This is a genomic window from Ralstonia nicotianae, from assembly GCF_018243235.1.
Lineage (GTDB): Bacteria > Pseudomonadota > Gammaproteobacteria > Burkholderiales > Burkholderiaceae > Ralstonia > Ralstonia nicotianae.
In genome coordinates this window covers 2,897,421-2,922,058 of record NZ_CP046674.1, presented here as the reverse complement: position 1 = coordinate 2,922,058, position 24,638 = coordinate 2,897,421, and the positions used below count along the sequence as shown (strand labels likewise).

The 24,638-nt window shown below is 67.3% G+C and carries 29 protein-coding genes; 10 read left to right on the top strand and 19 right to left on the bottom strand.

All coding sequences use genetic code 11. From position 1 onward, the window contains the following. Window positions 1-27: 27 nt before the first annotated feature. The 3 genes from GO999_RS13370 to GO999_RS13360 are packed head-to-tail and all read left to right on the top strand — an operon-like array spanning window position 28 to window position 2,023. Window positions 28-468, top strand: coding sequence for a SagB family peptide dehydrogenase (locus GO999_RS13370; protein ID WP_016723460.1), 441 nt, complete (start codon window positions 28-30; stop codon window positions 466-468). Beyond that, window positions 465-788 (top strand): hypothetical protein, encoded by a 324-nt coding sequence (locus GO999_RS13365; RefSeq protein WP_016727095.1) that lies wholly within the window; start codon window positions 465-467, stop codon window positions 786-788. The genes GO999_RS13370 and GO999_RS13365 overlap by 4 nt, the downstream gene beginning before the upstream one ends. Next, window positions 785-2,023, top strand: a complete 1,239-nt coding sequence (locus tag GO999_RS13360; RefSeq protein WP_211906304.1) for an MFS transporter — start codon at window positions 785-787, stop codon at window positions 2,021-2,023. Before GO999_RS13365 ends, GO999_RS13360 begins: the two co-directional genes overlap by 4 nt. A gap of 440 nt (window positions 2,024-2,463) precedes the next feature. Here GO999_RS13360 and GO999_RS13355 read toward each other — a convergent pair whose 3' ends face one another. From GO999_RS13355 to GO999_RS13285, 15 genes are all read right to left on the bottom strand, one after another. After that, complete coding sequence (locus GO999_RS13355; protein ID WP_211906303.1) at window positions 2,464-2,835, bottom strand: hypothetical protein; 372 nt, start codon at window positions 2,833-2,835, stop codon at window positions 2,464-2,466. Window positions 2,836-2,983: 148 nt separating this feature from the next. Continuing rightward, window positions 2,984-4,027, bottom strand: a complete 1,044-nt coding sequence (locus GO999_RS13350; RefSeq protein ID WP_211906302.1) for a TadG family pilus assembly protein — start codon at window positions 4,025-4,027, stop codon at window positions 2,984-2,986. 42 nt (window positions 4,028-4,069) lie between these two features. Next, window positions 4,070-4,504, bottom strand: a complete 435-nt coding sequence (locus tag GO999_RS13345; protein ID WP_011000606.1) for a TadE/TadG family type IV pilus assembly protein — start codon at window positions 4,502-4,504, stop codon at window positions 4,070-4,072. Between the two features lie 24 nt (window positions 4,505-4,528). Beyond that, a complete protein-coding gene (locus GO999_RS13340) occupies window positions 4,529-5,476 on the bottom strand; it encodes a type II secretion system F family protein (protein ID WP_016723456.1) in 948 nt (315 codons plus the stop codon). Window positions 5,477-5,522: 46 nt separating this feature from the next. After that, entirely contained in the window at window positions 5,523-6,500 is a 978-nt protein-coding gene (locus GO999_RS13335; protein ID WP_011000608.1) for a type II secretion system F family protein, read from the bottom strand. Window positions 6,501-6,510: 10 nt separating this feature from the next. Then, window positions 6,511-7,872, bottom strand: a complete 1,362-nt coding sequence (locus tag GO999_RS13330) for a TadA family conjugal transfer-associated ATPase (protein WP_011000609.1) — start codon at window positions 7,870-7,872, stop codon at window positions 6,511-6,513. A 40-nt stretch (window positions 7,873-7,912) separates the two neighbouring features. After that, window positions 7,913-9,106, bottom strand: coding sequence for a CpaE/TadZ family protein (locus tag GO999_RS13325; RefSeq protein WP_011000610.1), 1,194 nt, complete (start codon window positions 9,104-9,106; stop codon window positions 7,913-7,915). A 54-nt stretch (window positions 9,107-9,160) separates the two neighbouring features. Further along, complete coding sequence (locus GO999_RS13320) at window positions 9,161-9,469, bottom strand: hypothetical protein (protein WP_011000611.1); 309 nt, start codon at window positions 9,467-9,469, stop codon at window positions 9,161-9,163. Between the two features lie 33 nt (window positions 9,470-9,502). Beyond that, window positions 9,503-11,407 carry a type II and III secretion system protein family protein gene (locus GO999_RS13315; protein ID WP_211906301.1) on the bottom strand — a complete coding sequence of 635 codons (1,905 nt, stop codon included), beginning with the start codon at window positions 11,405-11,407 and terminating at the stop codon, window positions 9,503-9,505. An 80-nt stretch (window positions 11,408-11,487) separates the two neighbouring features. Further along, complete coding sequence (gene cpaB / locus GO999_RS13310; RefSeq protein ID WP_011000613.1) at window positions 11,488-12,354, bottom strand: Flp pilus assembly protein CpaB; 867 nt, start codon at window positions 12,352-12,354, stop codon at window positions 11,488-11,490. A gap of 313 nt (window positions 12,355-12,667) precedes the next feature. Next, window positions 12,668-13,186: an A24 family peptidase gene (locus GO999_RS13305; protein WP_011000614.1), complete on the bottom strand. Its 519-nt coding sequence runs from the start codon at window positions 13,184-13,186 to the stop codon at window positions 12,668-12,670. 60 nt (window positions 13,187-13,246) lie between these two features. Further along, window positions 13,247-13,408 carry a Flp family type IVb pilin gene (locus tag GO999_RS13300; RefSeq protein ID WP_011000615.1) on the bottom strand — a complete coding sequence of 54 codons (162 nt, stop codon included), beginning with the start codon at window positions 13,406-13,408 and terminating at the stop codon, window positions 13,247-13,249. Window positions 13,409-13,546: 138 nt separating this feature from the next. Next, window positions 13,547-13,684 (bottom strand): Flp family type IVb pilin, encoded by a 138-nt coding sequence (locus GO999_RS13295; protein ID WP_011000616.1) that lies wholly within the window; start codon window positions 13,682-13,684, stop codon window positions 13,547-13,549. Between the two features lie 78 nt (window positions 13,685-13,762). After that, window positions 13,763-13,924 carry a Flp family type IVb pilin gene (locus GO999_RS13290; RefSeq protein ID WP_011000617.1) on the bottom strand — a complete coding sequence of 54 codons (162 nt, stop codon included), beginning with the start codon at window positions 13,922-13,924 and terminating at the stop codon, window positions 13,763-13,765. 53 nt (window positions 13,925-13,977) lie between these two features. Beyond that, complete coding sequence (locus GO999_RS13285) at window positions 13,978-14,139, bottom strand: Flp family type IVb pilin (protein WP_016723452.1); 162 nt, start codon at window positions 14,137-14,139, stop codon at window positions 13,978-13,980. 193 nt (window positions 14,140-14,332) lie between these two features. On the opposite strand from GO999_RS13285, the gene GO999_RS13280 reads away from it, so the two are divergent. Continuing rightward, window positions 14,333-14,554, top strand: coding sequence for a hypothetical protein (locus GO999_RS13280; protein ID WP_127592001.1), 222 nt, complete (start codon window positions 14,333-14,335; stop codon window positions 14,552-14,554). A gap of 684 nt (window positions 14,555-15,238) precedes the next feature. On the opposite strand, the gene GO999_RS13275 is transcribed toward GO999_RS13280, so the two are convergent. From GO999_RS13275 to GO999_RS13265, 3 genes are read right to left on the bottom strand one after another with little or no spacing between them, the layout of a single operon-like run. Then, a complete protein-coding gene (locus tag GO999_RS13275; protein ID WP_019717630.1) occupies window positions 15,239-15,760 on the bottom strand; it encodes a TPM domain-containing protein in 522 nt (173 codons plus the stop codon). A gap of 15 nt (window positions 15,761-15,775) precedes the next feature. Continuing rightward, entirely contained in the window at window positions 15,776-16,630 is an 855-nt protein-coding gene (locus GO999_RS13270) for a TPM domain-containing protein (RefSeq protein WP_211906300.1), read from the bottom strand. Between the two features lie 12 nt (window positions 16,631-16,642). After that, window positions 16,643-17,269 (bottom strand): LemA family protein, encoded by a 627-nt coding sequence (locus tag GO999_RS13265; protein WP_016723449.1) that lies wholly within the window; start codon window positions 17,267-17,269, stop codon window positions 16,643-16,645. A 380-nt stretch (window positions 17,270-17,649) separates the two neighbouring features. Between GO999_RS13265 and dapA the strand changes: the two genes are divergently transcribed. Next, on the top strand, window positions 17,650-18,564 hold the full coding sequence (dapA, locus tag GO999_RS13260) for a 4-hydroxy-tetrahydrodipicolinate synthase (RefSeq protein WP_028852677.1): 915 nt from the start codon (window positions 17,650-17,652) through the stop codon (window positions 18,562-18,564). 102 nt (window positions 18,565-18,666) lie between these two features. On the opposite strand, the gene hemL is transcribed toward dapA, so the two are convergent. Then, window positions 18,667-19,968: a glutamate-1-semialdehyde 2,1-aminomutase gene (gene hemL / locus GO999_RS13255; RefSeq protein WP_111374466.1), complete on the bottom strand. Its 1,302-nt coding sequence runs from the start codon at window positions 19,966-19,968 to the stop codon at window positions 18,667-18,669. A gap of 211 nt (window positions 19,969-20,179) precedes the next feature. On the opposite strand from hemL, the gene GO999_RS13250 reads away from it, so the two are divergent. The 5 genes from GO999_RS13250 (at window position 20,180) to GO999_RS13230 (ending at window position 24,601) form a co-directional block, all read left to right on the top strand. Beyond that, window positions 20,180-20,362: a rubredoxin gene (locus GO999_RS13250; RefSeq protein WP_003261842.1), complete on the top strand. Its 183-nt coding sequence runs from the start codon at window positions 20,180-20,182 to the stop codon at window positions 20,360-20,362. Between the two features lie 290 nt (window positions 20,363-20,652). After that, a complete protein-coding gene (locus tag GO999_RS13245) occupies window positions 20,653-21,120 on the top strand; it encodes a response regulator (protein WP_016723446.1) in 468 nt (155 codons plus the stop codon). Between the two features lie 31 nt (window positions 21,121-21,151). Beyond that, complete coding sequence (locus tag GO999_RS13240) at window positions 21,152-21,520, top strand: response regulator (RefSeq protein WP_003269243.1); 369 nt, start codon at window positions 21,152-21,154, stop codon at window positions 21,518-21,520. Between the two features lie 58 nt (window positions 21,521-21,578). Then, on the top strand, window positions 21,579-22,124 hold the full coding sequence (locus GO999_RS13235) for a chemotaxis protein CheW (protein ID WP_011000625.1): 546 nt from the start codon (window positions 21,579-21,581) through the stop codon (window positions 22,122-22,124). 245 nt (window positions 22,125-22,369) lie between these two features. Continuing rightward, window positions 22,370-24,601 carry a methyl-accepting chemotaxis protein gene (locus tag GO999_RS13230; RefSeq protein ID WP_011000626.1) on the top strand — a complete coding sequence of 744 codons (2,232 nt, stop codon included), beginning with the start codon at window positions 22,370-22,372 and terminating at the stop codon, window positions 24,599-24,601. Window positions 24,602-24,638: the final 37 nt, after the last annotated feature.

Genomic DNA, 24,638 nt, shown 5'->3' with positions numbered 1-24,638 from the left:
GCCGCTGGCGTGCATGTGGCCGGGGCGATGCGAGTCACCGGTTTGGCACCGGGCATCTATCACTATCGTTCCCATCGGCACGAGTTGTCCGTCGTCAGGCGTGGCTTTGATTCCGAGCAGCTCGGGCCGCTGCTGTGCGCCCAGAATTTCGCGAACGATCTCTCGTATGGCGTGTTCGTAACGTCGCGATTCGACAAGATGTGGTGGAAATATCCGCACTCTCGCGCATACCGCGTGGCGCTATTGGACATCGGTTGCTTGACGCAGACATTCCCGCTCGTGTGCACGGCAAAGGGCATTCAGTCCTGGCCGACAGGCTACTTCATCGATCACGAAATCAATCCGCTCCTGGATCTCGATACCAATGTCGAGTCGGTCATGTTTTTCCTGGGGGCAGGCAAAGGGGATGGCGCAGTGGCGCGAGCGGCGCTCAGCACATTGCGTGGACTGGCGACCCGGGAGCCATGATGCGTTTGCTGGCGATGAAACCCGGCCATGATGGAAATCTGGCCTACATTGCAAACGGGCAGCTCGAATTTTCGTTTGAAGCGGAGAAGGATTCCGGCAATCGCTATGCGCCGATCGGTGCCACCGAGCTGATTGAGGCGATGCGGCACACATCCGAGATACCCGAGGCGATCGTCATCAGCGGCTGGTCTGCCGGCGTCGATCCCCTGGGGCGACCGATTGGCGCCGGGTACATGGGGCTGGACGGCTTCGTCGTCGAAGGCGTCCTGTTCAGCCGTGAACAAGGCGGATCCAACCCTATGGTTATGGTGAGTGCATGACGATGTTGAGCAGCGTACCGGGATACCGGGCATTGATGGCGGCCCGTGTGCTCAGCTCGGGCATCGTCTGGGTGGACTTCACGCTGATTTTCTCGCTGCTCAGCTATCACTGGCACGCCGACGCCGTCATGATCGGCGTGGCGTCCGCCCTGTACGGCCTGCCGGGCTTGCTCCTCGGCCCGTTTTTCGGGGCGCTGGCGGATCGTCTGAACCCGGTCACGATACTGATCGTCAGCTATCTGGCGCGCTGCCTCAGTTCGGTGTTGCTGATGGTCGCCCCGGACGTGAACCTCTTCGTCCTGCTCGTCCTGATCAAGGGCTTGGCCAACCTTGGGGCCGCCCCGGCGGAGCAGGTCGTGGTGCGCTCGATGCTGTCGAAGGCGCAGTTCGTCTCCAATGCCAGCATCATGACGACCATCGATCAACTGACAAAGATTTGCGCACCGCTGCTGGGTGCGGGCATGGCCAGCCTGCATCATCCGGTCGCGGGGTTCGGTTTGTCCGCGGGATTGGGCTTGGCCGGCACCCTCTGTGTCGGCCTCCTGCGCAAGCAGGTGGACATGTCCAAGCGCGATGAGGCGAGCCGGCAGGCTCCGCGCCATCTGCAAGCGCTGCTGTCCCTGGTCCGCGACAACGCAACGTTCAGGATGGCATTCATCGCCGCCATCGCGCAGACCGCGGTGCTCGCCCTGTATGACCCCCTGCTGGCGCTCTTTCTCAAAGGGAAAGGCATGCCCACGGCGGTTTTCGGCATGATCGTTAGCAGCACCGCCGCCGGTGCGATTCTCGGCGCATTGGTGTTCAAGCGGGTCCACTCGAGAAGCGCGCAAGGGACGGCAACGATGGGTCTGGCCGCCTTTGGATTGACCGTGGCGATACCCGGGGTGCTGGCGGTCGCCGACATCGCCATCCCGGCCGGGGTTCTGCTGGCGTTCTGGATAGCGAACGGCTGCTTCTATGGCCTGACGGCCATGAGCTTCGGCGTCACGATGCAGCAGCAATGCCCACCCCAGGCAATCGGAACGGTGAGCGCAACCGCCCGAAGCGTTCAGCTTGCCGTCCTGGTCCTGGGGCCTTTGGCTGGTGCGGCGCTATCCGGCCTGGTGGGCATCCCCTTCGTCTTCGTTTTGAGCGGCGTGCTGGCGATGCTTGTCGCGGGTGCTTTGTGGGGTGGCTCTCAGGTCGGGGCGATGCGGCCTTTCCAGCGATTGGCCATCAGACGAAAGCGTCCATAAGGCGGTATGCAGCCGCACGCTCCGGCATTGACCGCATTGCTCCTGCAGGAAGAGCAGGGCTGAATCGAGTTGCCGCCACCGTCTGATGCCGCCGCGCACGGTGGCCAGCCCGTACCGCTGATCCCCGATGGTGAAATGTACGGTCCAGTAACCCTCCTGGTCGGACCGGACATCAACGTCATAGCTGCATTGCAGGACGCCGATCACACGGTTCAGTTCGGGGATGGTAATGCGTACCTCCGCTGGCTTGAGCGGGATCCGTGGCATCGCGGTGACCTCCAGTCGAGACAATGTTAGCGAACATTTCCCCCGGAGCAGTGCAACGGAAACCGTTTGCGCGGAGTTGTTGATTGGTGCCCTGCCCAGTCTTTTGGTTCCCACGGGAAGCGTGTCCAACCCACCTCCAGCATGACGATTGAACTATCCGGCGGAGTGTGGCGCTACGCTTGCCGCCCGCTCGCGCAGGCTTGGCGTGCCGGGTCGCGGCGCTTCACCTGATCGACCGGGCGCTTCCTGCCCTCGCCGTCGATGCGGGCGACGTACTCCACCACGCCCAGGCCGATCGACTGTGGCCCGCCAAAGCACAGCAGCATCGACGCATGCCCCGGCACCACCACGCCGGACACGAGGGTGCGCGCAATGCTGAACGTGCTGTTGCAGAACGAGAGCGTGGCCACTGCCGGAGCGATATGCGTCCGGCTTCGCAAGGCAAGCGTACTGAGGCTGGTGGTGCCTTCCGGCGTGAAGTGCCGCCGCCGGCCGAAGCCCTGCGAGCGGCCCGCGCGGTGCTGCCCGCGCGACTGCGAGCGCATCGAAACCCTGCGCCGTTTCGACCGCACGCACGGCGGCAGCGATGCGGACTGATATTGGATAGGCCAGGGGAAAAAAACACGGCCGGCCCGTCGGGGGGACCTTGCCGGCCGTGTGGCGGCTGCTACTCCGCAACCGCAAGCGGCGGCGCTATTGCGCCAATCGAGGCGGCACGTACGCGCCGTAATAGGGGCCGGTTCCGCCCCCGCTATTGGAGACTTTCCAGTTCGAGATAAAGGAGGCCCAGATGGTGGAGTTGGTCCCGCAGCAGACGACCTTGGTGATCTGGATGCCGGCGAAGGCGTAGATCGGCTCGCTGGCCCCCGGACTCAGCGGATTCACCACTGGAATCGTCACGTTCAGCGGCGTGCTGGGGATGGCCATGTAGACGCTGCTCTTGACCCCCGAGGCCAGCGCGGTGTTGATCATGTTCCCGATGCTGAGCGTCGAGGTGTTGCCGTTCTGGACCAGGCCCTTGAGCGTGGATGCATCCGTGGGGCCGTTGAACCCGGTCCACTCTCCGCTTGTGCAATTGGATGAGGACGGGTAGCTCGTGTTGATCTGGAACACGTAGGGCTTGCCGGTGGACGGGTCGATCTTGGGCTGTCCGGTGGCGTAGTTCCAGTACAGGTCATACAGGCACTTGCTGATGGCAAGCGGGAACAGCGCGCCCGGCCCCGCGCTGCCGGGCGCGGCGATGACCGCCACCGCCGTGGCCGAGGAGTTGGCCGACAGCGCGCCGAAGATCGGCGCCAGCAGGGTGGCGACCGGGCCGCCGTTGTTGCCCGCGCTGCGGTTGATGGTGACCTGCACGGCGGGCACGTCGTTGGCGCCGGGCGTGATGGACTGCGATTGCAGCCCGGCCGGCGTGCCGGTCAGGTTCCAGTAGCCGGCCTGGACGGTGCCGCTCACCAGTTGCACGTTGCTGGATTTGTTCAGCTTGACGGCACTGGTGCCCTGCGTGACACCGTTGCTCCAGTTGGGCGTCGGGTTGGTCGGATACAGGCCCGCGGCGCCGGCCAGGGCCGCCGCGTCCGCCGCGTTCTGCAGTTCATTGCGCACCACGATCAGGCGCGCGACGTCCACCGCCAGCGCGCCGACCGAAAAGATCGCGATCAGCATGGCCGGCATGATGAGGCCGACCGCGCCGCGCTGGCGGCGCGCGCCTGTCCTGCTTGTTTCTTGGGTTGTCATCGCACACCTCGTCTTGTGGCGGGAATCCGGAGCGGGGCCGTGTCATTCGCACAGCATCGTGGTGGTGGCGTTGATGGTCAGCGGTCCGGTGAACGGCGCGATCATCGGGCCGAGCACCAGGCCGTTGAAGGTGTAGGCCACCTGCACGGTCAGCTGGTTGCCGCTGACGGAGCAGGGCGTGATGGTGCCGGGGAACGAGCAGTTCGAGGCCTTGCCGTAGGTCACCAGCTTGTTGGTGCAGTAATTCGAGGCCACCGTCTGGATCTGGCCCGAGGTGAGCGAGGGCGTGTGCAGCACCACGCCCGCCCGCGCGGCCTCGCGGCTGGCGTTGGTGACGACGGACTTGTCATAGAGCGCGGTACCGAACTCGATCACGCCGAACACCACGAGCAGCAGCAGCGGAAAGACCAGCGAGAATTCCACGGCGGCGGTGCCGGCCATTCTGCGAGCCGTGCGACGGTTGGATTGGGAATGCATGGCAGTCTCCTTGGGCTCGATGGATCAGTTGCCGCCGGGCGCGCCCAGCGCCGCGATCATCTGGAGCGCGGCCGGCCCGAGCAGCACGACGTAGAGCGAGGGGAAGATGCAGAAGATCAGCGGGAACAGGACCTTGGTGCCGATCTTCGCGGCGCGCTCCTCGGCCAGCATGTGCCGCTTGGTGCGCAGCATGTCGGAGTGCACCCGCAGCGAGTCGGCCACGCTGGTGCCGAAGCGGTCGGCCTGGATCAGCATGGCCACCAGCATGCTGACGTCGTCCACGCCGGTGCGCGCGGCCAGGTTGCGCAGCGCCTTTTCGCGGGACAGGCCGGCGCGCAGCTCGAGCGTCAGCAGTTCGTACTCCTCGGCCATGACCGGGCGTGCCGTGCGCATGTCGTCCACCACGCGCAGGATCGCGGCATCCAGGCTCAGGCCCGCCTCCACGCACACCATGATCAGGTCCAGGCTGTCGGGGAACGACTCGAAGATCTCGCGCTGCCGATACTTGATCTTCAGGCTCAGCAGCACGTTCGGCAGGTAGAACCCGACCACCGCGGCGCCGAACAGCAGGCTCATGAACTGCGACTGCTGGTCTGCGTTGAAGCGGCCGACCAGCCCGGCCCACAGCAGCAGCGGCAGCCCGAAGGTCAGGATCGTCTTGATGCCGAAATAGACCGCGATCGCCTCGGGTGCCCGCCAGCCGGCATGGACGAAGCGCTGGCGCAGCGACGAGCCCTCCCAGCCCTCCTTGGGCAGCGACGCCTTGGCCAGCGGCTTGGCGAGCTGCTCGAGCCGGCGCAGCCACGCGCGGTCGCGGCCGTCGTCGCGCGGCTGCGCGCGCGGCAGCTCGCGGTCGATCTGGCCCAGGCGCCGGTCCAGCGTGCTCGGGCGAAGCAGTGTCAGGGCCGCCAGGACCGCGCCGAAGACGATGGCGAAGGTGCCGGCCAGCAATACGATGTGTACGGTGTGCATGGTCGTCGCGGGTTGTCCCGCCTCCGTGCTGTGCTTGCGTTGTCGTTCAGATGTGGATGCGCACGATCTGGCGGATCCAGATCACGCCCACGCAGGTCATGGTGATGGCGTACCAGAGCATCTTCAGGCCGGTGGGGTCCTTCCACAGCGTCGAGATCAGGTCGGGATTGAGCTCGTAGACGATGACCCCGACCACCGGCGGCAGCAGCGTCAGGATCCAGCCGCCCATCCGGCCCTCGGCCGACAGCACGCGCACCTTGTCCAGCAGCTGCAGGCGCTTGCGGATCAGCGAGCCGACGTTGTCCAGGATCTCGGCCAGGTTGCCGCCCGATTCGCGCTGGATCAGCACGGCGATGACCAGGTAGTGCAGGTCTTCGATCGGCACCCGATCGGTCAGGCCGGCGAGCGCGTCGTTCATCGGCACGCCGTAGTTGATCTCGCTGAAGACCAGCGCCAGCTCGGCGCCGATCGGGGCCGGCAGTTCGCTGCCCGCCATGTCGAGCGCGCTGGGCAGCGAATGGCCCGCGCGCAGCGCGCGGCTGAGCAGGTCGGCGGCCTCCGGCAGTTGCTCTTCAAGCCTGAGCAGGCGTTTGGCGCGGCAGCGCAGCACGTAGAGCAGCGGCAGCGACGCGCCCATCAGCGTGATGGACAGCTGCGCCACCCACAGCGGGTGCAGCAGCCACACCAGGCCGCCCACGATCGCCGCCGACGCCAGCGACAGGCCGAGCAGGCGGCCCACCGACCAGTCCAGCCCCGATTGCAGCAGGAAGCGGTCCACCATGTCGATGCGCGGCAGGCGCTGCAGCAGCCGGGCGAACTCCGGCGAGTCGCTCAGCACGCGCTGCTTGAGGATGCTGGCTTCCTTGTTGTGGCTCGCGCTGTTGAGCAGGGCGGTCTCTAGCCGGTGGCTGAGGCGCCGTGCGGTCTGGCTGCGGTGCGTGCTCCACCACTGGTAGGCGCCGAGCACGCCCAGCGCGATGGCGACGAAGACCGAGAGCAGGAATCCGATCATCAGGGTGTTCATGGCCGGCTCCCTAGACTTCGTGCATCACGGTGGGGTCGAACAGCGCTTCCGGCAGCTGGATGCCGTACGACTGCAGGCGCTCCGAGAACTTGGGCCGCACGCCGGTGGCGCAGAAATGGCCCTTGATGCGGCCATCGCGGTCCACGCCGCGGCGCCGGAAGGTGAAGATCTCCTGCATGTTGACGATGTCGCCCTCCATGCCGGTGATCTCCTGCACGCTGACCAGCTTGCGCCGCCCGTCGGTCAGGCGCGTGACCTGCACCACCACCGAGAGCGCCGAGGTGATCTGCTGCCGCATGGTCTTGGTGGGCAGCTGCAGGCCCGACATGCTGACCATGTTCTCCAGCCGCGTGAGCGCGTCGCGCGGGGTGTTGGCGTGGATGGTGGCGAGCGACCCCTCGTGGCCGGTGTTCATCGCGTGGAGCATGTCGAGCGCCTCGGCGCCGCGCACTTCGCCCAGGATGATGCGGTCGGGGCGCATGCGCAGGGCGTTCTTCACCAGCGAGCGCTGGGTGATCTCGCCGCGGCCCTCGATGTTGGGCGGGCGGGTCTCCAGCCGCAGCACGTGCGGCTGGCGCAGCTGCAGTTCGGCCGCATCTTCGATCGTGACCACGCGCTCATCGACCGGAATGTAGCCCGAGAGGATGTTGAGCAGCGTGGTCTTGCCGCTGCCCGTGCCGCCCGAGATCAGGATGTTGAGCTTGGCCTGGACCATCGCCTCCAGCAGTTGCGCCATCTGCGGGGTGAGGGTGTTGTACTCGATCAGGTCCTTGACCGTGAGCGGGTTGACCGCGAATCGCCGGATCGACAGCAGCGGCCCGTCGATGGCCGAGGGCGGAATGATGGCGTTGATGCGCGAGCCGTCGGGCAGGCGCGCATCCACCATCGGGCTCGACTCGTCGATGCGCCGGCCCATGCGCGAAACCATCTTCTCGATCACGCGCATCAGGTGCGCGTCGTTGTGGAAGGTCACGTCGGTCAGCTCCAGCTTGCCGCGGCGCTCCACGTAGACCTGCTTGCAGGTATTGACGAGGATGTCGGAGATGGTGGGGTCGGCCAGCAGCGGCTCCAGCGGGCCGTAGCCGAGCATTTCGTCCTGCACGTCCGAGACCAGGCGGTGGCGCTCGGCCTCGTTGACCGGATGGTTGCCTTCCTCGACGATGCGCTCGACCAGCTGCGCCAGTTCGCGCCGGACCTGCTCCGGGGTCAGCTGCTGCAGCCGGCTCAGCTCCACGCGGTCGATGATGGTCTGGTGGATCTCGATGGCCAGTTGCTGGTAGGCCGGGCTGGCGCCGCCGCAGCCGTTGGCATGCGCGACGCGCTGCGGCATCGATTCGCCCGCCTGCTGGAAGAGTTGTTCTCGCAATGACATGATGCACCCCCCGTTCGAATTCGAATCCTGGTTGTTCCGGTCATGCGCGCGCCGTTGCGGGCACTTGGCCGCCTTGTCCGAACAGCTTGCGCAGCAGGCTGTCGCGGCGCGGCGCGGTGTCGGGATAGAGCTGGCTCGCCATGTCGGCCAGCGCGCGCGCGATCGGGCTGTGCTCGGCCAGTTGCAGCACCGGCACGCCCTGGCTGCTCGCATCGCGCACGGGGCCCCGGTCGTTCGGCAGCAGATGGGCGGCGTGCAGGCCGAAGGCGTTTTCCAGCGTGTGCAGGTCGACCGGCGTGTGCTTCTCGTACCGGTTGATCACCAGCCGCAGGCGCTCGGCGTGGTAGCCGAGCGAGTGGCAGATGTCCAGCAGCCGCCGCCCCGCGCGCAGATGGGGCAGGGTCAGCTGCAGCACCGGGTAGATCACGGTGCTGTGGTCCAGCACCACGATCGAGGCCGGGTTGATGTCCTGGCCGACGTCGAAGATCACCACGTCATACAGCGGGCTGATGAGCGTCAGAATGCGCTCCAGGTGCATCGCCTTGATCTCGCCGGCCTTGACCGGATCGCCGGCGGCGGGCAGCACGTCGAAATTGGGGCAGACGTGGGTCAGGCAGGCGTCGAGCAGGGCGGGGTCCAGGCGCTCGATCTGCTGGCAGACGCTGGCCAGCGTGGCCGGCGGTGCCTGGTCGGTCACCAGGAAGGCCGCGTCGCCGTACTGCTGGCTGAGGTCGATCAGCAGGACCCGCTTGCCCTGCCTGGCGGCCAGCGTGTAGCCGAAGTTGGCCGCCGTGAACGTGGTGCCGCTGCCGCCCTTGCATGACAGGAAGGAGACCACCTTGGCCTCGCTGCGATGGCCGGAGAGCGCGTGGCTGGTGCAGCGCTGCACCTCGTCGCGAAACTCCTGCGCATCGGGCGGCCACGGCAGCACGCACTGCACGCCCGCGCGCATGGCGCGCATCAGCAGCTCGGCCGAGGGGTTCTCGGTCAGCAGCATGCACAGGGTGTCCTGCTGCTCGGCGGTGAGGCGGCGCAACTGGTCGATGTCGTCCGCGGTGAAGTTGCCGGCTTCCAGCACCAGCAGGTCCGTGCCCAGCGTCAGCCCGGGCTGGGCCAGCGCCTGCGACGGCGTGGTGCGGGCGCGCTGCACGACATGGTTGGCGGCCTGGGTGACCAGTCCCGCGAGAAACTGCAGGTGCGACTCGTCGGCGGATACTACGGCGATCTTTGCCATTGCCTTGCTCCTGTAAGCGTCATGCGTGCAGCGACGTGCCTGCCGCGGTTGCGTTCATCGGCCCATCGAGCTCAGGGTGTTCGACGAGCCGACGCCGACCCGGTACGCGTTGGCGTCGCGCTGCGGCGTCTGGAACGACGTGTCGTACCGGTCCATGGCGGCGGTCGCGGAGCGGCCGTCCATGCCGAACACCGGGTCGGTGTTGGCCGCCGCCCTGGGATTGAGCGTCTGCATGGAGGTGACGGTGCGCACGGCTTCGCCGAAGTGCTTGTCGTAGACCGGCGTGGTGGTCATGCAGCCGGCGAGGAGGGCGGCGAGCGCGCTGCAGAGTCCCGCGCGTGCCAGTGTCGAGGTGATCTTCATGATGTGCTCCTTGAGCGTCCGGTGTGCGGTCGGTCAGTTGCCGGCGTGCGAGTCGTCCGCCACGCGGACCAGGCGGCGGGGGGCGGGCGTGGCGGCAATGGCGGTGTCCTTGGGCGCGATGCCGGCGCTCGGCGCCTTGGGCGCGGCCGGGGCCGGCGCGGGATCGGAGGCGGGCTTGGCCGGTGCCGCGATGGCGGAGGCCGCGGAGGCCGGTCCCACGGCCGCAGCCGGGACGGTCACCACGGTCTTCTCGACCGGCGCCGCGGCGGGCGGCGTGGCCGGCTCGGGCACGAAGCTGCCTTGTGTGGGCGCCGGTGCCGGGCGCGAGGCGGGATGGCCTTCCATGTTGCCGTTGAGATAGACCTCGCCCTGGTTGACCGGGCCGAAGCTGTCGGTCGGCATCGGGTAGTTCGCCGGCAGCGGCTTGACCAGGTGCGGCGTCACCACGAACAGCAGTTCGGTCTGGTCCTGCTGGAAGCTGGTGCTGCGGGCCAGCGCGCCGATGACGGGCAGTTCGCCCACGCCCGGGATCGCCTTGAGGCTGCCCGTGACGTTGCTCTTGATGAGGCCGCCGATGGCGAAGCTCTGGCCGTCGTGGACCTGCAGCGTGGTCGAGGCGCGGCGGGTCGTGATGAGCGGCAGGATCGACGTGCCCGACACGTTGGGCGCGGTCACCGCCACGCCGGTCGGCGAGAGCTCGGAGACCTCCGGCGCGACCTTGAGGTTGATGCGGCCGTTCTCCAGCACCGTCGGCGTGAAGCGCAGCCCGACGCCGAACGTCTCTTCCTGCAGCAGGATGGTCGTGGTGCCCGTGCCGAAGCTCTGCGGCACCGGGATGTAGACCTTGCCGCCCGCCAGGAAGCTGGCTTCCTGCCCGCTGATCGCCATCAGGTTGGGCTCGGCCAGCACCTTGACCAGGCCGTCGCCCTTCTGCGCATCGACCCGGAGCTGGAAGGGCAGCTTGTTGGCCTTGTCGGCGGAGAAGATGTCGGGGGCGCCGGACAGGAAGTTGGCCAGCGCGCCGAAGGTCCAGCTGCCGAAGCTGCCGTTCAGGTTGAGCGCGGCGCCCATCTGGTTGATCAGCGTCTTGGAGACTTCCGCCACCTTCACTTCCAGCATCACCTGCTGCGGAGCCTCCACCGACATCATGTTGATGATGCGGGGGTTGCGCACCGCCTCGCCGGAGCCGGAGCTGGCGGTGGCGGCGTTGCCGGTCGACATGGCGGTCATGCCCTGCATGCCCATCGTGCCGGCCTGCCCGCTCTGCGCGGGCCCGCGGGTCTCGCGCATGACGAAGGCGTTGGCGATGTCTATGATCTTCTGGGCCTGGACCGAATCGCTCACCGTGCCGCCCAGCACGAGGCTGTCCGCCGCGGCCGATACGCGCACGCGGCTGGCCTCGGGCATCAGCGCATGCAGGGTCGCCTGCAGGCCGCCGGGGTCGGCGCCCACCGACACGTCGATCACGCTGCACGAGCCGCTGCGGCCCTGCACGATCATGTTGGTGGTGCCCACGTCCTGGCCCAGCAGGTAGAGCGTCTGCGGCGACACCAGCATCGCCTGCACGATGTTGGGGTTGCCCACTGTGCGGCTGCGCACGGGCTCGGTCAGCTGTACCATGGTCGACTTGCCGACCGGCACCGTCACCTCGCTGTGGTCGCGCATCGGCCCGGTGCAGTTCGGCCCCTTGACTGTGTTTTCGCGTGCGGTATCGGCGCGGGCGCTGCCGATGGTGAGCTGGATCGGGCCATTGGCGGCCATGCGCAGCGGCTTGGTCGGCGCAGCCATGTTGCTGGTGACGATGGCGCTTTCCACGCCGGCCTGCGCGTGCGCCGTGCCCAGCCACAGGCCGCTGAGCGCGGCGGCGGCCAGCGCGGTTGCTCTCAGGTGCGGTCCGACGCGGCGCTGCTTGCCGCAATGGTCAGTGAATCGGTCCATGATGTTCCCCCAGACGGTTATCCCTGCATGGCAGGACTTGTGACGGCTTCAGCTTCAGTGCCTTTTTCCGAGCCCGTTGTTCAGAAGCATTCCTGGTTGTGCTGCATGCCGCTGATGACGCCGATGCACGTGCCGGTGGCCTTTCTCTCCACGGCGGCGACGCGCTTGACGACTTGCACGGTCTTCACGACCGGCACGGCCACGGTGGCCACCACCGGTTCCTTGAGCAGCGTGCTCTTGGTCGCGCCGGCGGTATCGACCGGACGCGGATCCACCTGATTGCGCAGCACCAGCGAAAGCGTGCCCACGCTGCGCGCCAGGTCGAGCTTCTCGGCCTCATCCGGCGTCACTTCCAGCGTGACGGCGTTGACGACCTTGGGCTTGGTCTCGTCGCGGTTGACCTCCTGAGCCACGGCCAGCACCAGGATCTTCTCGAGCACGATCTTGGAGATCGAATGCTCTTCGCGGTCGGCCTGCGCACCCTTGGCGGGCTTGCCGTCCGGCGTTTCCTGCTGCGTGTTGACGATGATGTCGACGTAGCTGCCCGGCAGCGCGAAGCCGGCCACGCCCACCACGTCGTTCACGCGCACGGTGATGGCGCGCTTGCCGTCGGCGATCACCGCCGACAGCCCGCCCTTGGTGCCGACCGGCGTGAGCTTGGATTCCAGCACCGGTTCGCCGGGCGACAGGCTGGTCCGGGTGACCCGGCCGTCGATCGCGTGCTCGTCCGAGATCGCGCCCGGCGGCAGGCTGGCCGCGGGCCAGTCGACCAGTCGGATGAACTCCGGCGACAGGCGCTGGCCCAGGTTGACGTCCACGGCGGCCACGGCCACCTTGGTGGTGCCGCTGTTGCCTTGCTGGATCAGCCAGCGCGATGCGAAGAGCATGGCGGCCAGGCCGGCGATGGTGGCGATCAGCAGCATGGAAAGAATGCGCAGGTTTTTCATTTCCAACTCCCCCTCGTTCATGGAAAGGCCCGACGCGCGATGCAGCGGCAGGTCATGGGTATGCAGGCGCGACCGGCACGGCGGTCCGTCCCTTGGCTTGATTTCGGTGGCGGATGCCAGTCCGGGCGCGGTCCGCATTCGTGGCGACGCGGTACCGCGCTGGTCCTGGCCTGCCCGCTCGTGCGTGTGCACTGGCGCATTTCACTTCCCCCCTTTTCCGGGCCATCGGCATGCCGGGCCCTGTCTCCCCACCTGCTCTTGACCTCGTGACGGTGCGCGTTCCGCGTCTTCCGTGTCCGGCCGTACCGCTGCCCTAGAGCACTCCCCACTTCACCAGCAGCGTGCCTGCCGCGAACGCCACCGCATACGGCAGCCGGATCGCGTTGCCGCGGCGCACACTTTCCTTGGGCTGCGTCTGCCTGTCGGCCACCGGTGCCGAGAACAGCAGCGCCATCCCCATGTTCTTCCTCGCGTCGAGGGCAACCATCGCGACCGCCAGCACGCCGCCGGCCACGCAGCTCGCCAGCCCGACATGCAGGGCAGCCAGCGGTCCCGTGAAGGCACCGATCGCGCCCATCAGCTTGACGTCGCCCGCGCCCATGCCGCGCAGCAGGTAGAGGCCGATGCACAGCCCCATGCCGGCCGCGGCGCCGCCCAGCCAGGCCAGCGCGCCGGCAACCGGCCCGAGCATCGCGCACTGCGCGATGAGGGCGGCCGCCAGGCCCGCGGCTACCAGCCGGTTGGGAATGCGGCGGGTCCGGACGTCATGCACGGCGGCGGTCACCACGAGCACGAGCAGGCTCAGGTTGGCCAGGGCGGTCGGTGTGCTCATGTCGGTTTCTCTCGTCGTGCGTTGTGTTCGCTGTTCTTGTTGCTTGTCTTCGCGGCCGTCCTAGAACGCCGCGGCAATCTGGCTCCAGGCACTCTTCACGGTGCCCTGGAGGGCATCGCCGTAGGCGAGCATCACCAGCGCCACGAAGGTCACCAGCAGTGCGTATTCGGTGCTGGCCGCGCCGTCTTCATTCCGGATGAAACGCTGGACTACGGTGTTCATGGCGATCCCCTCGAGCGATGTTCTGTTTCGCCTTTCTGTTTCTGCGCCGGCTCACGCAGGCGGACGTGGGCCGGGTCGTTAGGCCGGATCAGGTCCTGCAGCGGACCCGATCCGGGACCCGGACAACTGCCGGGCAATTCACAAGGCGGCGGAGATTGCGCTCCAGATGCCGTCGACAGCCGCCTTGACCGTGCTTCCGTACGAGACCATCACCCGCGCGCCGAAGACCGGCAGCCGCGCATGCTCCGCGCGCGCCGCATCGTCTTCCTCGCGCACGAGGCGCCGATCGCGGGGTTCATGCCTGTGCCTCCATGCCATGTCCCACGCGCCGGAGCCATCGCCCGATGCATCGGTCTACAGCGCGTTGGCGATGGAGTTCCAGACGCTCCCCACGGCTGTCTTGACGGTGCTGCCGTAGGTGACCATCACCAGTGCAACAAAGGTCAGCAGCAGGGCGTATTCCACGCCGGCCGCACCGTCTTCTTCGCGCACGAAACGCTTGATCATGGCTTTCATGTCTTCCTCCTTCGGTCATCCGGAACCAGGACCCGGAACAGTCGTTGATGGGGCTACAGCGCGGTGGCGATGGAGTTCCAGATGTTCCCCACGGCCGTCTTGACGGTGCTGCCGTAGGTGATCATCACCAGCGCGACGAAGGTCAGCAGCAGGGCGTATTCCACGCCGGCCGCGCCGTCTTCTTCACGCACGAAACGCTTGATCATGGCTTTCATGGTCCTTCTCCTTGACGTCATGGTTTGAGGAAGCGCGCACCCGCTGAAGACCGGGCGCGAGATTTAAGCCGGGCAGGCCGGCTAGGGCCGATCGGGGGTTCCGGGAAATCGCGTGCGAGTGCCGGCGCCATGCCGATGCGGATCGGCACGTTCCGGAACGCAACGTGACAAGCTGGCTCCCCCGACTTCACCGTTGATCGAGGACACCGCCGGCGGTTGGGCCACCGGCGGCGTCTCACCGGACGCATCGCCGCGGGTGCGGCGGCTGCGCCATGGGTGCCGCGAATCGATCCGGTCGATCTTCAGGAATCGCTTCGCGCCCGAACGTGCTGCAAAACCACTGCTCACGGTCCGCCGGCAACTGCCCCGGCTTTCCGCGCCGGACCGGCATCCATTGGCGCCGGCCCTGTTCTGAACTTCCCCGCAAGGCGCCATGCGTCATTGGCTTGGAGCACTTGCCTGGCTGTTCCGCCGTGGCCTGGCAGCGCTGGGCTCCCATGACACGCTATCTCCTTGCAGAACAGCCGCTTGCTATCTTGGCCCGGACACCAGAGCGACGAGCGTGCCATCTTTGCTAAGTCGTTGATTTTTCGTGGGATGAGGCGCGAAGGGCATGTCGGCCCAGGCAGGGAGCCGGAAGATGTTTCCCCGCCGTTACGGAGATCCGGCCCGTGGAGGGGGCATGCAAACGATCACGTCCGGCCGATTTGCGCAAACGCGGAACCGAAAGTGATGCATGCGGCTTGTGCATTGCACAAACCCAGGGAAACCCCGCAGGCGGCGCGGGTGGTATGTGTTGCTGCATCTGTGAAACGACAGCCGGCCTGTCGCGGCGGCAAACCGCGTGCGAGGGTGGGGCGGCCGCAGGCCGGTCCGCTCCGCTTTCACGGGAATGGTCGAGCCCCGGTTCCGCAAGGTGGGCTACAGCCAAGCTGCCTTCTGAGGTCGATGCACGATGGTGCGGCCGCATCCTGCCCCCCGAATGGATTAGGGAGCCTACTGACGGCCCGGGCCGCGGAAAGGCGCGCGAAATGGTTGCAGCGATGAAACATCGCCGGGTGAAGATGGCCGGTGCCCCGGCAGGCGTCCGGCCGCGCCGTCAGAGCACGAGCGGCTTGTCGGCGAGTTCGTTGGCGCGCGGCGCGCCGTCGGACGGGAAATGTGCGGCGAGCATCGCGTGGATCTGTCCGAGCGCTTCGAGTACCGGCCCGATGGCGACGCCCTGGGCGAAACCGTGCGTGATGGTCTCGCAGATGGCGCGCCACGCGTGCGGCTCGACGCGAGCGGCGATCCCCCGGTCGGCCAGGATTTCGACTGCGTGGTCGGCCAGGTTCAGGTAGAGCAGCACGCCGACATGCTCGTGCGTGTTCCACACCTCCAGCAGGCCGAACAGCGTGCGGGCGCGCTGGCGCGGCGTCACGCCGGCCCACGCGTCGCGCACCGGCAGCGAGGCTTCGATGACGATGCGCACTTCGCCGCGATGCCGCCGCTCGCCCTCGCGCACGGCGGCTTCCAGCTGACGGAGATCGGCCGGCGAGAAGGCACGGCGCGCGTGCGCGGTGGTCGTCGTCAGGTGGCGCAGGGCGCGGCGGGCGCCGCGATGGTGTCGGGTAGAGGTCATGGTCGCGCTCGCCGGTTACCAGTTGCCGGAGGCGCCGCCGCCGCCGAAATCGCCACCGCCGCCTCCACCGAAGCCGCCGCCGCCATCGCCGCCATCGCCGCCGCGTCCCCAGCCGCCGCCGAGTCCGCCACCGAGCCCGCCGATGGCGCCCGGCCCCCAGCCGCGGTTGCCCATCATCACCCGCGAGCCGGGCCGGCCCGGCAGGCTGCCCGCGACGCGGCCGCCCGAGCGCATCGCCGCGCTCAGCACAAAGAACACGATGATGGCCAGCGGAAACAGCACCGGCAGCCAGGTGCCGATGCCGATGCCGGAGTTGGTGCGCCGGGCCCGGCCGCGTTCGGCGGGCGGCAGGTTCTCCTGCGCAATGACGGTCTGGATGGCCGAGATGCCCGCCGACAGCCCGCCGTAGAAATCGCCCTGGCGGAAGTGCGGCGCCATCACATCCTGCAGGATGCGCTTGGATTGCGCATCCGTCAGCGAGCCCTCCAGCCCGCGCCCGACCTCGATGCGCATCTTGCGCAGCGAGGCCGGGTTGTCCTTGGCGATCAGCACGATGGCACCGTCGTCCACGCCCTTGCGGCCGGCCTTCCAGGCCTCCGCCACGCGGATGCCGTAGGCCTCGATCGGCTCGGGCGCGGTGGAAGCCACCATCAGCACGAAGATCTGGCTGTCGCGCTGCTGCTCGTAGTCGGCCAGCACCTGCTCGAGCGCGCCGCGCTGCTGCGCCGTCAGCGTGCCGGTCAGGTCGGTCACGCGGGCGGCCAGCGGCGGTATCGCGGCCAGGTCGGCCTGCGCATGCGCGGGCCAGGCGGCCAGCCACAGCGCCATCGTCACGAGGCTTGTCAGCAGGGCGCGCATGCGGAGCGACATGGCTTCAGGCGCTCAGAACTTTACTGCCGGCGCGGTCGAGATGCCCTTCTCGTTCTCTACCGTGAAGCTGGGTTTGACCTCGTAGCCCATCGCCTTGGCCGTCAGGTTGGTCGGGAAGCTGCGGGCCAGCACGTTGTAGTCCTGCACCGCGCGGATATAGCGCTGGCGCGCCACGGTGATGCGGTTCTCGGTGCCCTCCAGCTGCGATTGCAGGTCGCGGAACGACGCATCGGCCTTGAGCTGCGGATAGTTCTCCGACACCGCCATCAGCCGCGACAGCGCGCTGGAAAGCTCGCCCTGGGCCTGCTGGAATTTCTGGAACGCGGCCGGGTCCTTGAGCGTCTCGGGTGTGACCTGGATGCTGGTGGCGGCGGCGCGGGCGCGCGTCACGGCTTCCAGCGTCTCGCGCTCATGCGAGGCATAGCCCTTGACGGTGTTGACCAGGTTGGGGATCAGGTCGGCGCGGCGCTGGTACTGGTTGACCACCTCGGCCCACGCGGCCTTGGTGGCCTCGTCCTTGGCCTGAAAATCGTTGTAGCCGCATGCGGACAGGAACGGCGCGGCCAGCACCGCCAGCGCCAGGGACAGCCAGCGCAGCACGGAGAAACGCATCGGACGCAAGCTCGGGGCAGAAGTCATGGATACCTCGGATCGGACAATCGGTGTGGCATGAGACCGACATCGTCTCACGGTGTTCCGTCGGAAATGCCAGACAGCGCTAGCTTACCGCTTGACGCTCCCGGCGCTCGCCCGTTACGGTGTGGGGACGCTTTTGCCGATTTCCATGCGCACCGCTCCGCTTGCCTCGTCGATCCGCTGCGTGCCGGCCCCGCTGCCGGTCGCGTCGACACGCGTGTGCGCCAAACAAGCCTCCAAACAGCCGCTCGTCTGACCGGAGCACTGTTCCGTCAGATGGGCGACGGAACAGCGGCCAGCCGGCACGGTTGACCTCTTCCCCGGTACAGCGGGGCCACCCTCCTGACGGTTCTTGATCGGTCGTGATTCGTCCAGGAGTCGTCATGCTTGAACACCCTTCCGCAACCCTGCCTGCGCCATCCCGGGTGCGGCCTTCCTACGCCGGCATCTGGGTGCCCATCGTCACCCCGTTTCTCGACGATGCGGCGCGCTCGGTCGACTATGGTGCGCTGTATGCCCTGGTGTCGCGCTACCGCACCGAGGGCATCGCCGGTTTCGTCGCCTGCGGCAGCACCGGCGAAGCCGCGGCGCTGACCGACCAGGAGCAGGCCGATGTGCTCGACACGGTACGTGCTGCGGCGGATGGCCTGCCGGTGGTGATGGGGCTGTCGGGCAGCGCGCTGGCGCCGGTGCGCGAGCGCATGTTGCGGCTCGCCGGGCACCATCCGGCGGCCTTCCTGGTGTCCCCGCCGTCGTATGTCCGGCCGTCCCAGGCGGGCCTGCTGGAGTATTTCGCGGTGCTGGCCGATGCCTCGTCCGTGCCGCTGCTGTTGTACGACATTCCCTATCGCACCGGCGCGACCCTGGCGACCGAGACCCTGCTGACCCTCGCCGGGCACTCTGGCATCCACGGCATCAAGGACTGCGGCGGCGACGCCGACAAGACCCAGCGCCTGATCGCCGATGGCCGCCTGCAAGTGCTGGCCGGCGAGGACGCGCAGGTGTTCGGCACGCTGTGCCTGGGCGGGGTCGGCGCGATCATCGCCTCCGCGCATGTGCGCACCGCATTGTTCGTGGAGATGGCGCGGGCGATCCGCGAACAGCGCCTGGACGACGCGCGGCGCTTGCATCATGCGCTGGCGCCGGTGATCCGCCTGCTGTTCGCCGCGACCAATCCGGGGCCGCTGAAGGCCTGGCTGGCGGCGCAGGGGCTGGTGCGGAATGTGTTGCGGGCGCCGATGACGGTGGCGCCCGAGGGCTTGCAGGCGGCGTTGGCGGAGGCTGTCGCGTCGGTTTGAGTGCTTGGGGGCCGGGACAGGCCTTGTTCCGGTGCCGTGTCCCGGCGTTCCGTCTCCTGCCGGGACCGGAACACGGGACGGCCCCCCAAGACCCCAAAAAACTCAAACAGCCTTGAACGCCCGCCGCGCCGCTTCGAACGTCGCTTCCAGCACAGCATCATCATGCATCGACGACACGAACCCCGCCTCGAAGGCCGACGGCGCCAGGTAGACCCCTTCGGCCAGCATCGCGTGGAAGAACGCATTGAAGCGCCCCACGTCGCTCTGCGTGACTTCGGCAAAGCTGGTCGGCACGCCTTCGCGGAAGTAGAGGCCGAACATGCCGCCCACGCTGTCCGCCGCGAACGGGACGCCGGCATCGCGCGCGATCCCAGCCAGCCCGTCGACCAGCTTGCGCGTTTGCGCGGCCAGGCGGTCGTGGAAGCCGTCCGCGGCGATCAGCCGCAGCGTGGTCACGCCGGCGGCCACCGCCAGCGGATTGCCCGACAGGGTGCCGGCCTGGTACACGCTGCCCAGCGGCGCGAGGAAGCCCATGATGTCGCGCCGGCCGCCGAAGGCCGCCGCCGGCATGCCGCCGCCGATGACCTTGCCCAGGCAGGTCAGGTCCGGAGTGATGCCGTACAGCGCCTGCGCGCAACCCAGCGCCACGCGGAAGCCAGTCATCACTTCGTCGAAGATCAGCACGGTGCCGTGCTCGGTGCACAGCGCGCGCATGGCCTGCAGGAACGCGGTCGTGGCGCGCACCAGGTTCATGTTGCCGGCCACCGGCTCGACGATGACCGCGGCGATCTCCTTGCCGTGGCGGGCAAAGGCCTCGCGCAGGGCATCGGCATCGTTGTACGGCAGGACCATGGTGTGCTTGACCACATCTTCCGGCACGCCGGCCGAGGAGGGCGCGTTCTGCGTGGTATCCGCGAAGGTCAGCAGGCCCGAGCCGGCCTTGACCAGCAGGCTGTCGGCATGTCCGTGGTAGCAGCCCTCGAATTTCACGATGAGGTCGCGGCCGGTGAAGCCGCGTGCTAGGCGCAGGGCGCTCATCGTCGCTTCGGTTCCGGACGACACCAGCCGGACCTGCTCGATGGAGGGCACCAGCTCGCAGAGGGTCTCGGCCATCACCACCTCGGCCTCGGTGGGCGCGCCGAACGAAAAGCTGTCGGCCGCGACCTGCTGGACGGCGCGCACCACCTCGGGGTGCGCGTGGCCGACGATCATCGGGCCCCAGGAGCCGACGTAGTCAATGAGGCGGGTGCCATCGGCATCCCACAGGTAGGGGCCGGCCGCCTTCGCAATGAAACGCGGCGTGCCGCCGACCGAGCGGAACGCCCGCACCGGCGAATTCACGCCGCCGGGGATGGTTTTCTGGGCGCGTTCAAACAGGGAGACACTACGGGACGGGCTGGACATGGACGATCGTGGCGGGAAGGCGCGCCGCGCAGACCTGCGCGCGGACACGGTTGGTTGGAGTTCTTGGCCGGTTTGCCGCAGAAGCCGCGCGTTGGCCGCTGCTTGCAATCAAACAGAACGCCCGCGCAGCGCTTGTTCTGGCGCGGGCGGGCGCGATTCGGTACCATCTGGCCTGCCATTTTAATAGACGGACCCACCAAAGCTTTGCCTTATGGAACAGCAGATTGAATACAAGACGTGGATGTGCCTGATTTGCGGCTGGATCTACGACGAAGAACAGGGCGCTCCGGACGACGGCATCGCGCCCGGCACCAAATGGGAAGACGTGCCCATCAACTGGACGTGTCCGGAGTGCGGCGCGCGCAAGGAAGACTTCGAAATGGTGCAGATCTGATCCGCTAACTAGTCAAGTGGGCGGTCACCCTCGCGCCGAAAGCGCAATAGCAGGAAGTGACGATTCCATGAATATTCTCGTCGCTTCCATGCCACAGGCGGCGCGCTCGGGCGCGACGCCATTGACGGCGAATAGGTGACTTGTCACACTTCGACCCATTCTGAGCTTCACAACTTCATAAGCGGGCCGGGGGGCGTAGTTTTGAAGTCGTTGCCAGCGTGGCCGTCGGGCCCACGCTGCGTGGCGATTTGCCGCGTTCCATCCGGTCGGAATGTCGTGGCGACCCGTCCGTGGTCGCGCAACGCGAGAACATGATGCAATCCGCGCGGGTGGAACAACTGACCAATTCCCAACCGCTGGCGAGTTCGCTTGCCGGCCGTAAAGTGCTGGTGATCGACGATTCCAGTACCATCCGCCGTACCGCGCAGATTTTCCTGTCCAAGGTCGATTGCCAGGTCGTGCTGGCCGAAGACGGGTTCGATGCGCTGGCCAAGCTGGGTGACTTCAAGCCGGACATCGTCTTTTGCGACATCCTGATGCCCAAGCTGGACGGTTACCTGACCTGCTCACTGATCAAGAAAAGCCCGAAGTTTCATGCCACGCCCGTGGTCATGCTGTCGTCGCGCGACGGGGTGTTCGACCGCGCGCGCGGCAAGCTGGTCGGGGCGGTGGACCACCTTGCCAAGCCTTTCTCGCGGGAAGCGCTGCTGGAGGCGGTCCAGGCGCATCTGCCGGCAGCCGCTGGCGCCGCGCAATGACGGCACCTCTTTAGAAAGAAGGACTGTTTGTATGGCAATCAAAAAGATTCTGGTGGTTGATGACTCCCCCACCGAAGCACTGTTCCTGTCGGAAATCCTGAGCAAGAACGGTTTCAAGGTGTCGGTCGCGGCCGACAGCGACCAGGCCATGGCCAAGCTGGAAGGCGAGCCTTTCGACCTGGTCCTGATGGACGTGGTGATGCCCGGCCAGAACGGCTACCAGGCCACCCGCGCGATCAAGAAGGACGATCGCTTCAAGGACATCCCGGTGATCATCTGCACCACCAAGGGCCTGGAGACCGACCGCGTGTGGGGCATGCGCCAGGGCGCGTCGGACTACATCGTCAAGCCGGTCAAGGCAGAAGAGCTGCTCGAAAAGATCGCCAAGCTGCCGCAGTAACCGCGCGCAGATGTTTAACCCGCGCGACGCCTGACGGCGCGCAACGACCGCATCCGACATGAGCGAGACGCGCACCAACCTGACTTCCCGCCAGCGGCTGCATGAGTACCAGGCGATGCTGGCCCGCCGCCTGCAAGAGGCGCGTGCCAAGGCATCGATGGACAGCTTCCTGGGCGTGCAGATCGGCGACCGTCATTGGCTGCTGTCGCTCGGCGACACCGGCGAAGTGCTGGACTATCAGCCGCCGGCGCGCGTGCCGCTGACGCAGCCGTGGTACCTCGGCCTCGTGAACGCGCGCGGCACGCTGCTGGGCGTGATCGATTTCGCGCTGTTCTCCGGCGAGGCGCCGACGGTGGGTGGCGTCGGCGCCAAGATGGTGGTGCTGTCCAAGGATCCGCAGCGCGCCTGCGCGATCCTGGTGCCCCGCGTGGCGGGCCTGCGCAGCCTGTCCGACCTGCAGGCCGTGGAGGCCGGGCAGGAAGATGGCCTGCCGTGGCAGAACCGCGCCTGGCGCGATGCGCAGGGCACGCTGTGGCGCGAACTGAGCGTGCGCCAACTGCTGGCCGATCCGGCATTCCTGCAGGTGGGCCGCAGCCGCGCCTGACGCGCCGGCACCAGGCGGGACACCGGGCCGTGCACGATCGGCCCGGCAACGAAGAACACATGGGCGCCCCCGCAACGGGAGCGGTGGCGCTCAAGAGCAAGACAGCGGCATGCGGCACGGCAAGGGGACGGGCCGCAGCTGCCGCTGGAAGGTGCGGACCTCGCTGATCACATGGGCGCGGCCGCGGATGGGAAATCCATGCCGTCACTCTCGACAAGGCGGCATCGACAAGACAAGAGGGTCCTATGGGGTTCAAGTGGTTCAACGCGGGTCGCCGTGCCGGGGGTGAGGCAGAGGCGCCGGAAGTTGCAGCGGAAGGCGCCGGGGTCGCGGCCGTGCAGTTGGATAGCGCCCAAGTGGACGAGATCGATCCTGCTGGTCCGCCGTCGCAACTCAGCCACGGCCCGATCGACAAGGTGGTCGGCTGGATCGAGCGGGTGCCGTTCGTGGCCCAGCAGCGCGTGTTCACGGTCGGCCTGCTGGCCGGTCTGGTGGCGCTGCTGGCCTCGATCTACTTCGATAACCGGCAAGCCAACAACGGTTCGCTGCAGATCGAAATCGCCGGTGACACGCTGATGCACTCGCAGCGTCTGGCCAAGGCAGTGCCGGTGGCGCTGCTGGGTAACGAGAGCGCCTTCACGCAGCTCAAGGAAAGCCGTGCGCGGCTGCAGAGCAACCTCGAAGCGCTGAAGACCGGTAGCGCCGACCGCGGCTTGAGCGCCACGGCCGGCGGCGAAGCCCAGGCGCTGCTCGACAAGTCCATCGAAGAGTGGAAGCGCAGCGAGAAGAGCGCCCAGGCGGTGCTGGCCCAGGAAAAGACCCTGGTGTCGGTGGGTAAGACGCTGAACGTGTTCAACGCCTCCAACCCGGAACTGCTGGAAGAAGCCGAGCAGATCTCGTCGATGAAGCTGCAGACCAACGCGCCGGCGCGTGAAGTGGCCGCGTCGTCGCAGCTGGTGATGCTGACGCAGCGTCTCGGTAAGAACATGAACGAGTTCCTGGCCGGTGAAGGCGTCAACCCGGAAACCGCGTTCCTGCTGGGCAAGGACACCAACACCTTCCGCGAAACCCTGAACGGTCTGCTCAACGGCTCGGAAGCGCTGCGCCTGTCGGCAGCCACCGATCCGGAAACCAAGGGCTATCTGCAAGAGCTGTCGACCCGTTTCGACAACGTGCAGAAGACCACGCAGATCATTCTGGAGAACCTGCCGGGCCTGATCGCCGCCAAGCGCGCCCAGCAGCAGATCTTCAACGACAACGAAAAGCTGCGTGCCGACCTGTCGGACCTGCAGTCGGCCTATTCGGGCAGCGTGCGCAGCCGTCCGCTGACGCTCGGCGCCGTCGTGCTGTCGGCCATCCTGACGGTGGCCTGCCTGGCCGGTCTGGCGGCCCTGTACCTGCGCGACTCGCGTGTGCGTGCAATGGAAGCAGAAGCGCGCCAGCGTGAAGCCGAAGAGCGCCGGATGGTGGAAAAGCGCAACAACGATGCCACCCAGGCCGCAATTCTGCGTCTGATGAACGAACTGCAGGACATCGCAGACGGTGACTTGACCAAGCAGGCCACCGTGTCGGAAGACATTACCGGCGCGATCGCCGACTCGGTGAACTACACCGTGGAAGAACTGCGCGAGCTGGTCGGCCGGGTGCAGCAGACCGCCGAGCAGGTGACGCAGGCCTCGTCGGCGGTGCAGACCACCTCCGACAAGCTGGTGCTCGCCTCCGAAGAACAGTCCCGCCAGATCCGCCAGACCGGCCAGTCGGTGGTGGAGATGGCCGACCGCATTACGCAGGTCTCGCGCGGCGCCGCCGAATCCGCGAACGTGGCGCGCGCCTCGCTGGCTGCTGCCGAGCAGGGTCAGGTGGCCGTGCAGAACGCGATCACGGGCATGAACGACATCCGCGACCAGATTCAGGACACCTCCAAGCGGATCAAGCGCCTGGGCGAATCGTCGCAGGAGATCGGTGAAATCGTGGAACTGATCTCGGACATTACCGAGCAGACCAACGTGCTGGCACTGAACGCAGCCATCCAGGCCGCCTCCGCAGGTGAAGCCGGCCGCGGCTTCTCCGTGGTGGCCGAGGAAGTGCAGCGTCTGGCAGAACGTTCCGCCGAGGCAGCCAAGCAGATCGGTGCGCTGATCCGCACGATTCAGACCGACACCCAGGACGCGGTGCACGCAATGGAGCGCAGCACGGCCGGTGTGGTGGAAGGGGCCAAGCTGTCGGACAACGCTGGTACCGCTCTGGTGGAGATCGGCCGCGTGTCGCGCCAGCTCGCCGAACTGATTGAAAGCATCTCGCAAACGACTTCGCACGAAGCGACGCTGGCTTCCGACGTGGCGCAGAACATCGAGCAGATCCTGCAGATGACGGAGCAGACGTCGACGGGGTCCCGTCAGACCGCGCAATCGGTGCGCCAGCTCACGCAGCTTGCAGAAGAGCTGCGCGATTCGGTGGCCCGTTTCCGCATCGCCTGACGGGCGTCGCCCCCGGATTTCGGGCGGGCGCGGCGCG

Excerpts from the sequence above, each read along its gene's own strand:
- dapA (WP_028852677.1), top strand. The coding sequence starts at position 17,650 with ATGCTTGAACACCCTTCCGCAACCCTGCCTGCGCCATCCCGGGTGCGG.
- GO999_RS13305 (WP_011000614.1), bottom strand. The coding sequence starts at position 13,186 with ATGAGCACACCGACCGCCCTGGCCAACCTGAGCCTGCTCGTGCTCGTG.
- hemL (WP_111374466.1), bottom strand. The coding sequence starts at position 19,968 with ATGTCCAGCCCGTCCCGTAGTGTCTCCCTGTTTGAACGCGCCCAGAAA.
- cpaB (WP_011000613.1), bottom strand. The coding sequence starts at position 12,354 with ATGAAAAACCTGCGCATTCTTTCCATGCTGCTGATCGCCACCATCGCC.
- GO999_RS13340 (WP_016723456.1), bottom strand. The coding sequence starts at position 5,476 with ATGCACACCGTACACATCGTATTGCTGGCCGGCACCTTCGCCATCGTC.
- GO999_RS13320 (WP_011000611.1), bottom strand. The coding sequence starts at position 9,469 with ATGAAGATCACCTCGACACTGGCACGCGCGGGACTCTGCAGCGCGCTC.
- GO999_RS13330 (WP_011000609.1), bottom strand. The coding sequence starts at position 7,872 with ATGTCATTGCGAGAACAACTCTTCCAGCAGGCGGGCGAATCGATGCCG.
- GO999_RS13290 (WP_011000617.1), bottom strand. The coding sequence starts at position 13,924 with ATGAAAGCCATGATCAAGCGTTTCGTGCGCGAAGAAGACGGTGCGGCC.
- GO999_RS13275 (WP_019717630.1), bottom strand. The coding sequence starts at position 15,760 with ATGACCTCTACCCGACACCATCGCGGCGCCCGCCGCGCCCTGCGCCAC.
- GO999_RS13350 (WP_211906302.1), bottom strand. The coding sequence starts at position 4,027 with ATGACAACCCAAGAAACAAGCAGGACAGGCGCGCGCCGCCAGCGCGGC.
- GO999_RS13285 (WP_016723452.1), bottom strand. The coding sequence starts at position 14,139 with ATGAAAGCCATGATCAAGCGTTTCGTGCGTGAAGAAGACGGCGCGGCC.
- GO999_RS13335 (WP_011000608.1), bottom strand. The coding sequence starts at position 6,500 with ATGAACACCCTGATGATCGGATTCCTGCTCTCGGTCTTCGTCGCCATC.
- GO999_RS13370 (WP_016723460.1), top strand. The coding sequence starts at position 28 with ATGCGAGTCACCGGTTTGGCACCGGGCATCTATCACTATCGTTCCCAT.
- GO999_RS13360 (WP_211906304.1), top strand. The coding sequence starts at position 785 with ATGACGATGTTGAGCAGCGTACCGGGATACCGGGCATTGATGGCGGCC.
- GO999_RS13300 (WP_011000615.1), bottom strand. The coding sequence starts at position 13,408 with ATGAACACCGTAGTCCAGCGTTTCATCCGGAATGAAGACGGCGCGGCC.
- GO999_RS13345 (WP_011000606.1), bottom strand. The coding sequence starts at position 4,504 with ATGCATTCCCAATCCAACCGTCGCACGGCTCGCAGAATGGCCGGCACC.
- GO999_RS13325 (WP_011000610.1), bottom strand. The coding sequence starts at position 9,106 with ATGGCAAAGATCGCCGTAGTATCCGCCGACGAGTCGCACCTGCAGTTT.
- GO999_RS13240 (WP_003269243.1), top strand. The coding sequence starts at position 21,152 with ATGGCAATCAAAAAGATTCTGGTGGTTGATGACTCCCCCACCGAAGCA.
- GO999_RS13265 (WP_016723449.1), bottom strand. The coding sequence starts at position 17,269 with ATGACTTCTGCCCCGAGCTTGCGTCCGATGCGTTTCTCCGTGCTGCGC.
- GO999_RS13355 (WP_211906303.1), bottom strand. The coding sequence starts at position 2,835 with ATGCGCTCGCAGTCGCGCGGGCAGCACCGCGCGGGCCGCTCGCAGGGC.
- GO999_RS13235 (WP_011000625.1), top strand. The coding sequence starts at position 21,579 with ATGAGCGAGACGCGCACCAACCTGACTTCCCGCCAGCGGCTGCATGAG.
- GO999_RS13230 (WP_011000626.1), top strand. The coding sequence starts at position 22,370 with ATGGGGTTCAAGTGGTTCAACGCGGGTCGCCGTGCCGGGGGTGAGGCA.
- GO999_RS13365 (WP_016727095.1), top strand. The coding sequence starts at position 465 with ATGATGCGTTTGCTGGCGATGAAACCCGGCCATGATGGAAATCTGGCC.
- GO999_RS13270 (WP_211906300.1), bottom strand. The coding sequence starts at position 16,630 with ATGTCGCTCCGCATGCGCGCCCTGCTGACAAGCCTCGTGACGATGGCG.
- GO999_RS13250 (WP_003261842.1), top strand. The coding sequence starts at position 20,180 with ATGGAACAGCAGATTGAATACAAGACGTGGATGTGCCTGATTTGCGGC.
- GO999_RS13315 (WP_211906301.1), bottom strand. The coding sequence starts at position 11,407 with ATGGACCGATTCACTGACCATTGCGGCAAGCAGCGCCGCGTCGGACCG.